This window comes from Pseudomonas sp. LBUM1678, assembly GCF_059695575.1.
In genome coordinates, this window is the sequence record NZ_CP166775.1 from 5,227,204 (window position 1) to 5,240,152 (window position 12,949).

Consider the following 12,949-nt stretch of genomic DNA (forward strand, 5'->3'; position numbering starts at 1 on the left):
CTAGTGGACACACTACTGCCATCAACCTGAGCAAAACCGGGCCTCTCACAGGGCTTGTTTTTTCTCCCGTAGTTGGCGTAGAGTTTGTTCACTGTGTTTGCATGGGTCGCTTGGAATCGTGACCTGGGCAGTAGCCTACAAGTTAGCTACATCCCGTTCGACGTCTTCTTACTCTCCTGCAACCAGCCCCAGTACTCTTTCAAAAGAAGGAGGCTGTCATTAATTTTGCGTCATAGGAAATAAGAAATGTCCCAACGTCAGAGCGGTACCGTCAAGTGGTTTAACGACGAGAAAGGTTTTGGTTTTATCACTCCAGAAAGCGGTCCGGATCTGTTCGTGCATTTCCGCGCTATTCAGGGCAACGGCTTCAAGAGCCTGAAAGAAGGCCAGAAAGTGACGTTCGTCGCTGTGCAGGGCCAGAAAGGCATGCAGGCTGACGAAGTACAAGCAGAAGCCTAATCTTCTGTAACGAAAAAGCCCCTGATGCTGACATCAGGGGCTTTTTTGTGCGCGTAAATCCGTAAAATGGCTTCTTTTTTCCGCCCAGAGGCTGCCATGTCGAAACACCTGCTCAAACCCGAGGGCGAGTTCCCCGCCGCTACCCTGGGTCGTCGTTTGGCAGCGATGTTCTATGACTTCCTGTTGTGTACCGCCCTGCTGATCGTCACCAGCGGCGTTTACAAGATGATCCAGATGGCGATCATCGGCGAAGACAAAATGCGCACCCTGACCGAGGCCGGCGCGCTGGACGGTGATCCATTGCTGTCGACCGTGTTGTTGTTTGTGCTGTTCGGGTTTTTCGCCAAGTTCTGGACCTGGTCCGGTCAGACGTTGGGCATGCAGGTGTGGTGCATCCGCGTGCAGAACGCCGACGGCTCGTCCATCAGCCTGTGGCAGGCGTTGCTGCGCTTTGTGGTGTCGATCGCGTCGCTGTTGTGCGTTGGGCTTGGGTTCATCTGGTCGCTATTCGATAAACAGAAACGCAGCTGGCATGACATGTACTCGAATACCCAGCTTGTCCGAATTCCAAAAAAGACCAAGTAATTCCGCCATACAAAAACCAATGTGGGAGCGGGCTTGCTCGCGAAAGCGTTGTGTCAGACAACATTGATGTCGACTGACACTCCCTCTTCGCGAGCAAGCCCGCTCCCACAGTTTTTTGCGACTTGCCTGACAGATATCAGGCGTTACCGGCCAGTTTCATCCGCGCAGCCTGGGTGAAATCGAGCATCCGCTTCAACGGCCGAATAGCCTGCGGAATCAACGCCGGATCCACAAAGATCTCGTTCGTCCCTTCCTTCAAGCACTTCAGCGTGCGCTCAAGGGTGTTCATGGCCATCCACGGGCAATGTGCGCAACTGCGGCAGGCTGCGCCGTTACCGGCCGTAGGGGCTTCAATGAAGACCTTGTCCGGGCAAAGCTGCTGCATCTTGTAGAAGATGCCGCGATCGGTGGCCACGATCAGGGTCTTGTTCGGCAGGCTCTGCGCCGCCGCAATCAACTGACTGGTGGAACCGACGGCATCCGCCAGTTCGATCACCGAGGTCGGCGACTCCGGATGCACCAGGATCGCGGCGTCCGGGTACAGCGCCTTCATGTCTTCGAGCTGCTTGGACTTGAACTCTTCATGAACGATGCAGGCACCGTCCCACAGCAGCATGTCCGCACCGGTTTGACGCTGGATGTAGGTGCCCAGGTGTTTGTCCGGGCCCCAGATGATGGTTTCGCCGTTATCCATCAGGCTTTCGACGATCTCCAGCGCGCAGCTGGACGTCACCACCCAATCCGCACGGGCTTTGACCGCCGCCGAGGTGTTGGCATACACCACCACCGTACGCTCCGGATGTTGATCGCAGAACGCCGAGAACTCATCCACCGGGCAACCCAGGTCCAGCGAGCAGGTCGCTTCCAGGGTCGGCATCAGAATGCGCTTTTCAGGATTGAGGATTTTGGCGGTTTCGCCCATGAATTTCACACCGGCGACCAGCACGGTCTTGGCCGGGTGAGCACTGCCGAAGCGGGCCATCTCCAGCGAGTCGGAGACGCAACCACCGGTTTCTTCGGCCAGGGCCTGAATCACCGGATCGCAATAGAAGTGAGCAACCAGCACCGCGTCCTGAGCCTTGAGCTCGGCAGCGATGGCGGCACGGTAAAAAGCTTCCTCCTCGACGGTCAGCGGCTTGGGCTGCTTGGCGTCGAGATGGGCTTGAACCAGAAGGCGTTCGGAAATTTGCGTCATGTTCGCAAGACCTGCAGGCGCTTTCGCGCGAAAGTCGAGTATACACCCGGCTCCGGACCCTTCAGGGTACCGCCGGGAGAGTGAGTATCATCAGGCACGGACAGCGTTGAAGATGCGCAAGGCTACAGAATATCCGACGGATGCAAAAGATGATTCTGACCTGCGCCACGCGGTGCAGCCCCGCGTTGAGCAGAGCTCAAATCGCAGGCAAAAAAAAATCCGGAAATCCTCACTTGCGTGGGCCTTCCAGACTTTTAAAACTGCTACAAAAATGGTGGGTCGTGTGGGATTCGAACCTACGACCAATTGGTTAAAAGCCAACTGCTCTACCAACTGAGCTAACGACCCGCTGTGTGGTGGCGCGTATAATACTGATTTTTAAGGACTATTCAACACCTAATTTGAAATAAATCAAAAATAAGGTGTTGGGTCGCTCACGCCGGCCGATGCAAAGCCTTCTGCACGCAGTCGGCAGCTGTCGCATTTGCCGCATGCGTAGCCTTTATCGTCGGCCTGATAGCAAGAAACGGTCAGCCCATAATCGACCCCCAACTTAACGCCTGCCTGGACGATCTGCGCCTTGCTGAGGTTCTGCAGTGGCGCCTGAATACGGAAGCCATTGCCCTCTACACCGGCCTTCGTCGCCAGATTGGCCATGCGCTCGAAGGACTCGATGAACTCGGGACGGCAGTCCGGGTAACCGGAGTAATCCACCGCATTCACGCCGATAAAGATGTCACGCGCGCCGAGCACTTCAGCCCAACCCAGCGCCAGGGACAGAAACACCGTGTTGCGCGCCGGCACGTAAGTCACCGGAATACCTTCGCCCGCCACTTCCGGCACGTCGATGCTGGTGTCGGTCAGTGCCGAACCACCGATACCGTTCAGGTTCAGGCCGATCACCTTGTGTTCCACCACCCCCAAATCCCGGGCGACACGTTCGGCGGCGTGCAACTCGGCGTGAGAGCGCTGGCCGTAATCGAAACTCATGGTGTAGCAGCTGTAGCCTTCAGCACGGGCCATGGCCACGACCGTCGCTGAGTCGAGACCGCCAGACAGCAGGATGACCGCACGTTTTTCAGCAATGTTCAGTTGTTCAGTCATCTCAGCGCCCCGGCTCGTCATTCCAAAGATATTTATGCAGCTGCAATTGCAGACGCACAGGCAGGTTGTCCGCTACCACCCAGTCAGCCAGGTCCCGTGCATTCAGGTCATGGTGGCTTGGCGAAAACAGCACTTCGCCGGCGCGCTTGTCGAGGCCGTACTGAATCAGCTTGGACACGGCCCAGTCGTAGTCTTCCCGCGAGCAGATGACAAACTTCACCTGGTCGTTGGGCGTGAGCAGATCGATGTTTTCGTAGCGGTTACGATGTGCTTCTTTCGAACCCGGGGTTTTCAGATCGACGACGCGACTGACCCGTGGATCGACCGCCGAGATGTCGAGCGCGCCGCTGGTTTCCAGCGACACTTCGTAACCGGCGTCACACAACTGCTTGAGCAACGGGATGGCGTTGGGTTGTGCCAGCGGCTCGCCACCGGTCACACACACGTAGCGCGGACGGAAACCGGCCACTTGCTCGAGGATATCGTCGAGCGGGCGAACGGTGCCGCCGGTGAACGCGTAGGCGCTGTCGCAATATTGGCAACGCAACGGGCAACCGGTCAGGCGCACAAAAACGGTGGGCAGCCCGGCAGTCCGCGTTTCACCCTGCAACGAGTAGAAAACTTCGGTGATTCTCAATGTGTCTTGCATAGTCGCCACGGGCATAACAGCTAAACAGGCTGTCCGCCTCCGTCAGGCACTTCAAGGAACCCCGCCATCGCGCAGATCCCAAAAAGCGTGTTTCATAAAAAGGGCGTGAATTCTAACGAAAAAACCCGCGACAAGCGCGGGTTTCTTCAAAACGGGTCAAGCAGCCCTTACATTTTCTGCAGGTCACGCTGAGCCAGCTGAGCGGCGGAAGTGCCCGGGTATTGCGACACAACCTGTTGCAGAATGCCTTTGACCTTGTCGGGATGACCAAGTCGGCGTTCTACGTCAGCGAGCTTGTACAGCGAATCAGGCACTTTAGGGTGCTTTGGATACAGCTGCGAAACCTTGGCAAAAGCCTGACCTGCACCTTGCAGATCGCCTTTGGCCAGATTCACTTCGCCCAACCAGTACTGGGCATTGCCCGCGTATTGGCTGTTCGGGTACTTGCGCAGGAATGCGGCAAAAGCCTGACTGGCCTTGTCGAAATCCTTGGCCTTGATCAGGTCGAAGGCTGCATCGTAATACAGTTTCTCCTTCGCCGGATCAGCCGGCTCGCTACCCGCGGCAGGCGCTTGGGCGGCTGCCGCTCCTGCACCTGCGCCAGCTGCTGCACCGGGGGCATTCAAACTGCCACCGGCGGAAGAATTATCAGGAGTCGCGGCTGGTGCAACGCCGGTTCCTATGCGCCGATCAAGATCCTGATATCGCTCCAGGTTCTCTTGCTTCATGCGCGCTACATCATTTTGCAGAACTTCGATCACACCCTGTTGGCGTGAGATCTGCTCCTGCATGGATTGCAATTGGTTGAACAGCTCGCCCTGTGCCGAGACAGGGGCCGAAACCCCTCCCCCGGCATAGGCGCCGTTCGTACCGTAACCCGCAGGCGGATTACTACTCCCGCTATTGTTATAGCCGGAATCGTTATCGACCACAGGAACCGCAGCCCACACCGCAAGCGGTGCGAGGCTGAGAGCCAAAACAGTTACAGCACGACGGCACGTTCGCATGACGAATTACTTACGCAGTTCGACGCGACGGTTTTGAGCCCAGGACTGCTCGTCGTTGCCGGTAGCAACTGGACGCTCTTCGCCGTAGGAAACCAGTTCCAGCTGAGCTGGGGAAACACCTTGCAGTACCAGGTAGCGCTGAACGGCTTTCGCACGACGCTCGCCCAGTGCCATGTTGTACTCACGAGTACCACGTTCGTCGGTGTTGCCTTCCAGAACAACGCGAGCGCCGTTAGCTTTCAGGTCTTTGGCGTGAACGTCCAGAGCGCGCATGGCTTCTGGCTTCAGGTCCGAGCTGTCGTATTCGAAGTAGAAGGTGGTGATTGCGCGCAGAGCAGCTTCTTCGCTCAGGGAGCCATCAACGGCACCAGTGTTAGCGCCGTAACCAGCGTTTGGATCAACAGCGCCTTCACCGGCGTTGTCGCCGCCTTTGGACGAGCAACCTACAGCTACAGCCATGGCCAGAGCCAGCGCAGCAAATTTACCAAACTTCAGCATTTCCATCGTGAAACTCCTAATGAACCCCAGTGTGTTAAGTACAACGTGTAGCGCCGCGTCAGTTCAGGTAAGGGGACCAGGAAGGTTCTCTGACTTCGCCTTGTGCGGTAGGAAGCGGGAGCCTTACGCGTCCATTAATGGACACGAGCATCAAGACTCCCCGGCCCTGCTGGCGGGTGGCGTAGATTACCATGGTGCCGTTGGGCGCAACAGTAGGTGACTCGTCCAGAGTGCTATCAGTGAGGATCTTTACACTACCTCGCTGCAAATCCTGGGCCGCCACCTTGAAATTAGTGAAGCCATCCTGGCGGTGAATCATCACCAGGGTCTTTTCATCAGCCGAAAGTTTAGGGTTGGCGTTGTAGTTACCAATAAAGGTCACACGTTCCGCACCGCCACCACCGACGCTGGTTTTGTAGATCTGTGGCTTGCCGCCACGGTCGGAGGTGAAGTAGATGGTCGAACCATCCTTACCCCAGAACGGTTCGGTGTTGATGCCGGGACCGTTGGTGACGCGAGTGATCTGACGCGAACCCAGGTTCATCACATAGATATCCGGGTTACCGTCTTTCGACAATACGAACGCCAGACGCTGACCATCCGGCGACCAGGCTGGCGCGCCATTCAGGCCTTCGAAGTTGGTGATCTGCTCACGGCGACCGGTGTCGATGTTCTGCATGAAAATACGCGGACGCTTCTGCTCGAACGAGACGTAAGCGATGCGCTTGCCATCCGGTGCGAAACGCGGCGACAGGATCGGCTCGCGCGATTGCAGCAGGGTCACGGCGCGGGCACCGTCATAGTCCGAGCGTTGCAGCGTGTAGCGCGTGTTCTTCTCGGAGAAACGTTCGGCCGTCACGTACAGCAGGCGTGTCGAGAACGCACCTTTGATACCGGTGAGTTTTTCGAACGACTGGTCGGCGATGTAATGCGACATGTCGCGCAGTTGATCGACGCTGCCCGACACGCTGCCGGTCAGCACTTGCTGCTCGGTGGCGACGTTGAACAGAGCGTATTGAACCTGCAGGCGACCGCCCGCTGGCACGATGCTGCCGACCATAATGTACTGAGCGTTAATAGCCTTCCAGTCGCGGAAAATGATTTCGCTGGCCTGGCTCGGCTGGCTGATCATGTTCTGCTTTGGAATTGGCGCGTAGTAACCCGAGTTGCGCAGGTCGTTGCCGATGATCTCGGCCATGTCGTCCGGCAGCACGGTGCCGCCCTGGAAACCGAATGGCACTACGGCAATTGGAGTTGCCTGGGAGCTACCACTGCTGACCAGGATATTTTTTTCATCTGCGGTGGCCAGTCCTGCAAAGCAGAACATGACTACAAGCAGTCCTCGAAGAAGGTTTCTCACAAGGCTAGATCCTCAGGTGTGAATGTCATCTTGAATGAACGATAGGGTGCGAAATCAGCTGGCTTCAGACCCTGCATTTCGGTCAATCGACCAATATTTTTTACCGCCGCTACCGCTGAACTGTCGAACGGTACATCACCGCTGGACTTGGCAACCGATACGCCGGAGATTGTGCCGTCAGGCAGCATGTTGATTTGCAGGATCACCTTCATGCCCTTACGGGCCGACGGTGGCTGCGCCCAACCTTCAGAAGCACGCGAGCGAATCAGGTCGTCGAAGTTACCCGCGACTTCATCACCCTGTTCATCCGCCAAGGCCTGCTGACGCTCCGTCGTGTCGGAAAGCAAATCTGCCAGGGCCTGAGCCTTTTTCTCATCGACGGATTTACGTGCCGCTTCCTGCGATTTCTTCTTCGCAGCATCGGCAGCAGCTTTCTTCTTCGCGTCTTCGGCGACTTTCTTCTTCGCCTCTTCAGCTTCAGATTTCTTCTTGGCGTCTTCCGCGGCTTTCTTTTTCGCGTCTTCGACAATCTTTTTCTTCGCTTCTTCAGCGGCCGCTTTCTTGGCCTCTTCTTCAGCAGCTTTCTTGGCTTCTTCTTCAGATTTCTTCTTGGCTATATCAGCCAATTGTTTCTCTTCAACCTTTTTGGCTTCCGCGGTCTTCTTCGCTTCATCGGCTTTCTTGGCTTCATCAGCCTTTTTTGCCTCATCCGCTTTTTTGGTCTCGTCGGCCTTCTTGGATTCTTCGGCTTTTTGAGCCGCATCTTCCTTCTTTTGTTCCGCGGCCTTGATCGCTTCCTGTTCGATCTTTTTCTGTTCCATCTGCTCGACTTCGGTCTGACGCGCGGCGGACTTCTTCGCTTCACCCGCAATCTTCTGATTGGTCTGGGTGGTCGCCTGACTTTTCGATTTCAGCTGGTACAAGGTCGCCTGGACAATCGGCTTGGCCGGCGGCAGCTCCGGTGTGAAGGCGAAACTGACGAACAGCATGCCGAACACCAGCACGTGCAAGACAATCGCCAGGACACTAGGCCAGAAGTAGCTTTCCGAGGCGGACGGCTCTCGCATTTGCTGCATCAGGGTGCCTCGGTAATCAAGCCAACATTACCGACCCCGGCTTTCTGCAACCCGCCCATGGCGCCCATCACGGAACCGTAATCGACGGTCTTGTCGCCGCGAATGAACACCTGGGTACGCTTGCCGCCTTCAGTCCCGGCGCGAATGATCTTGGTCACCGCGTCAGTCATCTGCGGCAAAGTCATGGCCTTGTCCTGTTGCTTTTCAGTGTCGACTTCGCTGCCAAGGTTCCAGTAGTAGGTCTTGTCAGACTTGATCGAAATGGTCAGGACCTGGGTGTTGTTGTCCTGCGGCAAGGCTTCGCTGGAAACCTTGGGCAGATCAACTTTCACGCCCTGATTGAGCATCGGAGCGGTCACCATGAAGATGACCAGCAGCACCAGCATCACGTCGATGTAAGGCACCACGTTCATCTCGGCAACCGGCTTGCGCTTTTTGCGAGCTCGAGCGATTAAAGCCATTGGAAATTACCTGCTTATTCTTCGCTGGTGTGCACTTTGCGGTGCAGGATCGCCTGGAATTCATCGGCGAAGGTGTAGTAACGGCCCAGCAGGGTTTCACTGCGAGCAGCAAAACGGTTGTAAGCGATAACGGCCGGGATGGCCGCGAACAGGCCGATCGCGGTGGCGATCAGTGCCTCGGCGATACCCGGAGCCACAGTGGCCAGGGTCGCTTGCTGGGCAGTGGCCAGGCCACGGAAGGAGTTCATGATCCCCCAGACGGTACCGAACAGACCGATGTACGGGCTGACGGAACCAACGGTGGCGAGGAACGGCAGGCTCTGTTCGAGCTTTTCTTCTTCGCGGGAAATGGCGACGCGCATGGCACGGGCCACGCCTTCCATGACTGCTTCCGGGTCAACGCCTGGCTGCTGACGCAGACGGGAGAATTCCTTGAAACCGGCACGGAAGATCTGCTCGACGCCCGAATCCGGATCAGGGTTGCTGCCGGCCTGACGGTAGAGTTTGGACAGGTCGATGCCGGACCAGAAGCGCTCTTCAAAGCTCTCCAGGGCACGTCGACCGGCGCGCAGCAGGTTGCTGCGCTGAAAGATCATGATCCATGAGGTCACCGATGCGGCTACCAGGATCAGCATTACCAGTTGCACCACGATACTGGCATTGCTGACCAGGCTCCACATGGAGGAATGGTCGACGACGTTAGCTTCCACGCTTTATCTCCTGCTTTGAGTGTGTACCCGCGCCGCTCACGTCGGCGAAGGCCGCTCGTAGAGCTTCGGGAATGGCCCGGGGTTTTAAACTTTCAGTGCGCACACAGGCCACCAGAAACTGCCCTTCGCAGAGCAGCACATTATCCGTGGCTCGCCTGACCTGCTGTTTAAAGCGCAGGCTGACACGGTTCAATTCGATTACTTCAGCACTTACCAGAAGCTCGTCGTCCAGTCGCGCCGGCGCGTGATAACGCGCTTCGCTGGAATGCACGACAAACAACAGGTCCTCCCCTGCCAGCGCCGACTGGGCAAAACCCAGATCCCGGAGCCGCTCGGTTCGAGCCCGTTCCATAAACTTGAGGTAATTGACGTAATACACGATGCCGCCCGCATCGGTGTCCTCGTAATAAACGCGACAACGAAGTGCGAACGGCTCAAGCCCGTTTTGCGCGCGCATACTCTAGTGCTTACTCCTCAGGTTGCCAATCCGGCCAGGCAACTGTTTTTCATTGATTCGCGGCTTTCTGGTGAAAGTACGGTCCTCAGACCGCACAAACTCCGAATAAATCAGCGCGCAAAGGTGATTAATCGTCTACGGCATCAAGGAACTCGTCTACCACGGGCATCTCGCCCAATCGTGACGGAATGTTTAAACCGAAATGCAAATACGCGTGCCGGGTGACCACTCGCCCCCGCGGCGTGCGCATGATGTAGCCCTGCTGAATCAGATATGGCTCCAGCACGTCTTCAATGGTATGGCGCTCTTCGCTGATCGCCGCCGCCAGACTGTCCACGCCGACCGGCCCACCGTCGAACTTCTCGATCATGGTCAACAGCAGACGCCTGTCCTGGTGATCGAAGCCACGTTCGTCGACATCCAGCAGGTTAAGGGCCAGGTCGGCGATCGGTTTGGTGATGTGGCCCTTGGCACGAACTTCGGCGAAATCCCGAACCCGGCGCAGCAAGCGGTTGGCGATCCGCGGGGTGCCACGGGCACGACGGGCGATCTCAAAGGCGCCTTCCGGGTCCAGCGGCAAACCGAGGATGTTCGCCGAACGGCTGACAATCGTCGCCAGGTCGGCAGTGTTGTAGAACTCCAGACGCTGGACGATCCCGAAACGGTCGCGCAACGGGTTGGTCAGCATGCCGGCGCGCGTCGTTGCGCCCACCAAGGTGAACGGCGGCAGATCCAGCTTGATCGAGCGCGCGGCCGGGCCTTCACCAATCATGATGTCGAGCTGGAAATCTTCCATGGCCGGGTACAGCACTTCTTCGACGATTGGCGACAGCCGATGGATTTCGTCGATAAAGAGCACGTCGTGGGGCTCGAGATTGGTCAACAGCGCCGCCAGATCACCCGGACGCTCAAGCACTGGACCCGAGGTGCTTTTGATCGACACGCCCATTTCCTGGGCAATGATGTTCGCCAGGGTGGTCTTACCCAGACCCGGCGGGCCGAAAATCAGCGTGTGGTCCAGGGACTCGTTACGCCCGCGAGCCGCCTGGATGAACAACTCCATTTGCTCGCGAACGGTCGGCTGGCCAATGTATTCGGCCAGGCTGACAGGACGAATCGCCCGGTCCTGGACTTCCTCGCGGTCGCGAGGGCCGGGCGTGGCGGCAATCAGACGATCAGCTTCAATCACTTAGATCATTCCCTTCAGGGCACGACGAATCATGTCTTCACTGCTCAAACCTTTCTCCTTGATCGCGGCAATCGCCTTGCTCGCTTCCTGCGGCTTGTAGCCCAGGGAAATCAGCGCGCTGACCGCATCATTTTCGGCGGTGGCGACCGGAGCCGAATCGGGCCCACCCGGCTGGTTCGGCACCAGGGCGAACATTGCCGGCACCGTTTCCCAAGCCTTGAAGCGGTCCTTGAGTTCAACCAGCAAACGCTCGGCCGTCTTCTTGCCCACGCCCGGCACCTTGGTCAGCGCCGAGGTGTCCTGGGACTGCACGCAACGGACCAGCTCATCCACTTCCAGGCTCGACATCAACGCCAGGGCCAATTTCGGCCCTACACCATTGAGACGGATCAACTCGCGAAAAAAGTCTCGCTCACGCTTGCCGAAGAAACCATAGAGTAACTGCGCGTCTTCGCGTACGACCAAATGGGTGTGCAGGGTCAGCGGTTCACCGACCGACGGCAAGCGATACAGCGTGGTCATGGGCACTTCCAGCTCATACCCCAGACCGTTTACATCCAGAATCAGGTGCGGCGGCTGTTTCTCAGCCAGTGTGCCGCGCAAGCGTCCAATCACGTTTCAGATCCTTGAGCGTTGGCCAGATCAATGACTGGCGACTGACAGAACAAGGGTTTTGCGCCGCCAACACAGGCGCAAAACCCTCATTCCCTAAAAATGACTGCTGATGCTATCAGAGACGCAGGCGCCCGCCACGACTGCGTGCCGTTCCCAGGCCATGGGGCAACAGGCTGGAACGGGTATGAGCGTGGCAAATGGCGATGGCCAAGGCATCTGAAGCATCGATTTGCGGCTTGCTGGTCAATTTCAGCATGTGCATGACCATCATCTGCACCTGCTCTTTATTCGCGGCGCCGGTACCGGTAACGGCTTGTTTGACCTGGGTCGCGGTGTACTCGGCGATCTCCAGGCTTTCTTCGGCACCCGCCACAATCGCGGCGCCCCGGGCCTGGCCGAGCTTCAGGGCGGAGTCGGCATTGCGCGCCATAAAGACTTTTTCAATGCCCATGGTCACCGGGCCGTAGGTCTGGATGACTTCACGCACACCGCGATAGACGATTTGCAGACGCTCATGCAACTCGCCGGACCCGGTGCGAATGCAGCCCGACGCCACGTACACGCAGCCACGGCCGGTATCACGTACCACGCCATAACCGGTGATGCGCGAACCGGGGTCGATACCAAGAATTAAAGTCATAACGCCTGCAGCTTAAAAGGGTGAGGCCTGCTGATGACACATTACGCGAAAGCGACCCGACCTGTAGGAGCCGGCTTGCTGGCGATGGCGGCCTTAAGGCAGCGTAAGACTTGAGGGCCTCATCGCCAGCAAGCCGGCTCCTACAGATTTTCGTGAGCCCTTAACCCAGCTGCGCGGCCACCGACTCTGGAATGTCCGCATTGGAGTAGACGTTCTGCACGTCGTCCAGGTCTTCGAGCATGTCGATCAGCTTGAGAACCTTTTCGGCGCCGTCCAGATCCAGTTCGGCACTGGTGGTCGGCAGCATCACGATTTCCGCGTCATCACCTTTGAACCCCGCTGCTTCCAGCGCGTTACGCACGGAGTAGAAGCCGGCGAACGAGGTGAACACGTCAATCGAGCCGTCTTCATGGGTGACCACGTCATCGGCATCGGCTTCCATGGCCGCTTCCATCAGCGCGTCTTCATTAATGCCCGGCGCGAAGGAAATCTGCCCCTTGCGCTCGAACAGATACGCCACCGAACCGTCGGTACCGAGGTTGCCGCCGCACTTGCTGAACGCATGGCGAACAGCGGCTGCGGTGCGGTTACGGTTGTCGGTCATGCACTCGACCATCACCGCCACACCGCCCGGGCCGTAGCCTTCGTAGCTCAGCTCGACCATGTCGTCGGTATCGGCAGCACCGGCACCACGGGCGACTGCCCGATCAATGATGTCGCGACTCATGTTCGCGCCAAGGGCCTTGTCCAGCGCCAGACGCAAGCGCGGGTTGGAACCCGGATCACCGCCGCCCTGACGGGCAGCAACGGTCAGTTCACGAATCCACTTGGTGAAAATCTTGCCCTTCTTGGCATCCTGACGTTCTTTGCGGTGCTTGATGTTCGCCCACTTGGAATGACCCGCCATATCTCGCTCCGAATTCTCTTTGAAACATTGCCCGCCA

16 protein-coding genes and 1 tRNA gene are annotated in these 12,949 nt (G+C 57.7%); 2 read left to right on the forward strand and 15 right to left on the reverse strand.

Annotated features, from left to right (window positions below):
• Positions 1-246: 246 nt before the first annotated feature.
• Both ACA070_RS23785 and ACA070_RS23790 read left to right on the forward strand, forming a co-directional pair.
• Positions 247-459, forward strand: coding sequence for a cold-shock protein (locus ACA070_RS23785; protein ID WP_003175786.1), 213 nt, complete (start codon positions 247-249; stop codon positions 457-459).
• A 96-nt stretch (positions 460-555) separates the two neighbouring features.
• Positions 556-1,044 (forward strand): RDD family protein, encoded by a 489-nt coding sequence (locus ACA070_RS23790; protein WP_497448576.1) that lies wholly within the window; start codon positions 556-558, stop codon positions 1,042-1,044.
• Between the two features lie 136 nt (positions 1,045-1,180).
• Here the strand turns inward: ACA070_RS23790 and nadA are convergent, their stop codons facing one another.
• From nadA to ACA070_RS23865, 15 genes are all read right to left on the reverse strand, one after another.
• On the reverse strand, positions 1,181-2,239 hold the full coding sequence (gene nadA, locus ACA070_RS23795; protein ID WP_077748706.1) for a quinolinate synthase NadA: 1,059 nt from the start codon (positions 2,237-2,239) through the stop codon (positions 1,181-1,183).
• A 272-nt stretch (positions 2,240-2,511) separates the two neighbouring features.
• Positions 2,512-2,587, reverse strand: a tRNA-Lys gene (locus tag ACA070_RS23800).
• Positions 2,588-2,650: 63 nt separating this feature from the next.
• Positions 2,651-3,325: a 7-cyano-7-deazaguanine synthase QueC gene (gene queC / locus ACA070_RS23805; protein WP_497452013.1), complete on the reverse strand. Its 675-nt coding sequence runs from the start codon at positions 3,323-3,325 to the stop codon at positions 2,651-2,653.
• A 19-nt stretch (positions 3,326-3,344) separates the two neighbouring features.
• On the reverse strand, positions 3,345-3,992 hold the full coding sequence (gene queE / locus ACA070_RS23810; protein WP_497448577.1) for a 7-carboxy-7-deazaguanine synthase QueE: 648 nt from the start codon (positions 3,990-3,992) through the stop codon (positions 3,345-3,347).
• Positions 3,993-4,159: 167 nt separating this feature from the next.
• Positions 4,160-4,999 (reverse strand): tol-pal system protein YbgF, encoded by an 840-nt coding sequence (ybgF, locus tag ACA070_RS23815; protein ID WP_497448578.1) that lies wholly within the window; start codon positions 4,997-4,999, stop codon positions 4,160-4,162.
• A 6-nt stretch (positions 5,000-5,005) separates the two neighbouring features.
• Positions 5,006-5,503, reverse strand: a complete 498-nt coding sequence (pal, locus tag ACA070_RS23820) for a peptidoglycan-associated lipoprotein Pal (RefSeq protein ID WP_003178634.1) — start codon at positions 5,501-5,503, stop codon at positions 5,006-5,008.
• Positions 5,504-5,555: 52 nt separating this feature from the next.
• A complete protein-coding gene (gene tolB, locus ACA070_RS23825) occupies positions 5,556-6,824 on the reverse strand; it encodes a Tol-Pal system beta propeller repeat protein TolB (RefSeq protein WP_462028396.1) in 1,269 nt (422 codons plus the stop codon).
• A gap of 29 nt (positions 6,825-6,853) precedes the next feature.
• Complete coding sequence (gene tolA / locus ACA070_RS23830) at positions 6,854-7,933, reverse strand: cell envelope integrity protein TolA (RefSeq protein WP_131059802.1); 1,080 nt, start codon at positions 7,931-7,933, stop codon at positions 6,854-6,856.
• Complete coding sequence (tolR, locus tag ACA070_RS23835; RefSeq protein ID WP_162556275.1) at positions 7,933-8,385, reverse strand: protein TolR; 453 nt, start codon at positions 8,383-8,385, stop codon at positions 7,933-7,935. The genes tolA and tolR overlap by 1 nt, the downstream gene beginning before the upstream one ends.
• 23 nt (positions 8,386-8,408) lie before the next feature.
• Positions 8,409-9,104: a protein TolQ gene (gene tolQ, locus ACA070_RS23840; RefSeq protein WP_008147369.1), complete on the reverse strand. Its 696-nt coding sequence runs from the start codon at positions 9,102-9,104 to the stop codon at positions 8,409-8,411.
• Positions 9,094-9,561, reverse strand: coding sequence for a tol-pal system-associated acyl-CoA thioesterase (gene ybgC / locus ACA070_RS23845; protein ID WP_222588172.1), 468 nt, complete (start codon positions 9,559-9,561; stop codon positions 9,094-9,096). The genes tolQ and ybgC overlap by 11 nt, the downstream gene beginning before the upstream one ends.
• Positions 9,562-9,688: 127 nt before the next feature.
• Positions 9,689-10,750: a Holliday junction branch migration DNA helicase RuvB gene (gene ruvB / locus ACA070_RS23850; protein WP_008147374.1), complete on the reverse strand. Its 1,062-nt coding sequence runs from the start codon at positions 10,748-10,750 to the stop codon at positions 9,689-9,691.
• Positions 10,751-11,365 (reverse strand): Holliday junction branch migration protein RuvA, encoded by a 615-nt coding sequence (ruvA, locus tag ACA070_RS23855; RefSeq protein WP_497448579.1) that lies wholly within the window; start codon positions 11,363-11,365, stop codon positions 10,751-10,753. It lies immediately after the preceding gene.
• A 115-nt stretch (positions 11,366-11,480) separates the two neighbouring features.
• Complete coding sequence (gene ruvC, locus ACA070_RS23860) at positions 11,481-12,005, reverse strand: crossover junction endodeoxyribonuclease RuvC (protein ID WP_008147379.1); 525 nt, start codon at positions 12,003-12,005, stop codon at positions 11,481-11,483.
• 160 nt (positions 12,006-12,165) lie between these two features.
• On the reverse strand, positions 12,166-12,912 hold the full coding sequence (locus ACA070_RS23865; protein WP_497448580.1) for a YebC/PmpR family DNA-binding transcriptional regulator: 747 nt from the start codon (positions 12,910-12,912) through the stop codon (positions 12,166-12,168).
• Positions 12,913-12,949: the final 37 nt, after the last annotated feature.

Coding starts and splice junctions, on each gene's coding strand:
- ybgC (WP_222588172.1), bottom strand. CDS start 9,561: ATGCGCGCGCAAAACGGGCTTGAGCCGTTCGCACTTCGTTGTCGCGTT.
- ybgF (WP_497448578.1), bottom strand. CDS start 4,999: ATGCGAACGTGCCGTCGTGCTGTAACTGTTTTGGCTCTCAGCCTCGCA.
- ACA070_RS23790 (WP_497448576.1), top strand. CDS start 556: ATGTCGAAACACCTGCTCAAACCCGAGGGCGAGTTCCCCGCCGCTACC.
- tolB (WP_462028396.1), bottom strand. CDS start 6,824: ATGTTCTGCTTTGCAGGACTGGCCACCGCAGATGAAAAAAATATCCTG.
- ACA070_RS23785 (WP_003175786.1), top strand. CDS start 247: ATGTCCCAACGTCAGAGCGGTACCGTCAAGTGGTTTAACGACGAGAAA.
- tolA (WP_131059802.1), bottom strand. CDS start 7,933: ATGCAGCAAATGCGAGAGCCGTCCGCCTCGGAAAGCTACTTCTGGCCT.
- nadA (WP_077748706.1), bottom strand. CDS start 2,239: ATGACGCAAATTTCCGAACGCCTTCTGGTTCAAGCCCATCTCGACGCC.
- ruvC (WP_008147379.1), bottom strand. CDS start 12,005: ATGACTTTAATTCTTGGTATCGACCCCGGTTCGCGCATCACCGGTTAT.
- ACA070_RS23865 (WP_497448580.1), bottom strand. CDS start 12,912: ATGGCGGGTCATTCCAAGTGGGCGAACATCAAGCACCGCAAAGAACGT.
- pal (WP_003178634.1), bottom strand. CDS start 5,503: ATGGAAATGCTGAAGTTTGGTAAATTTGCTGCGCTGGCTCTGGCCATG.
- queE (WP_497448577.1), bottom strand. CDS start 3,992: ATGCAAGACACATTGAGAATCACCGAAGTTTTCTACTCGTTGCAGGGT.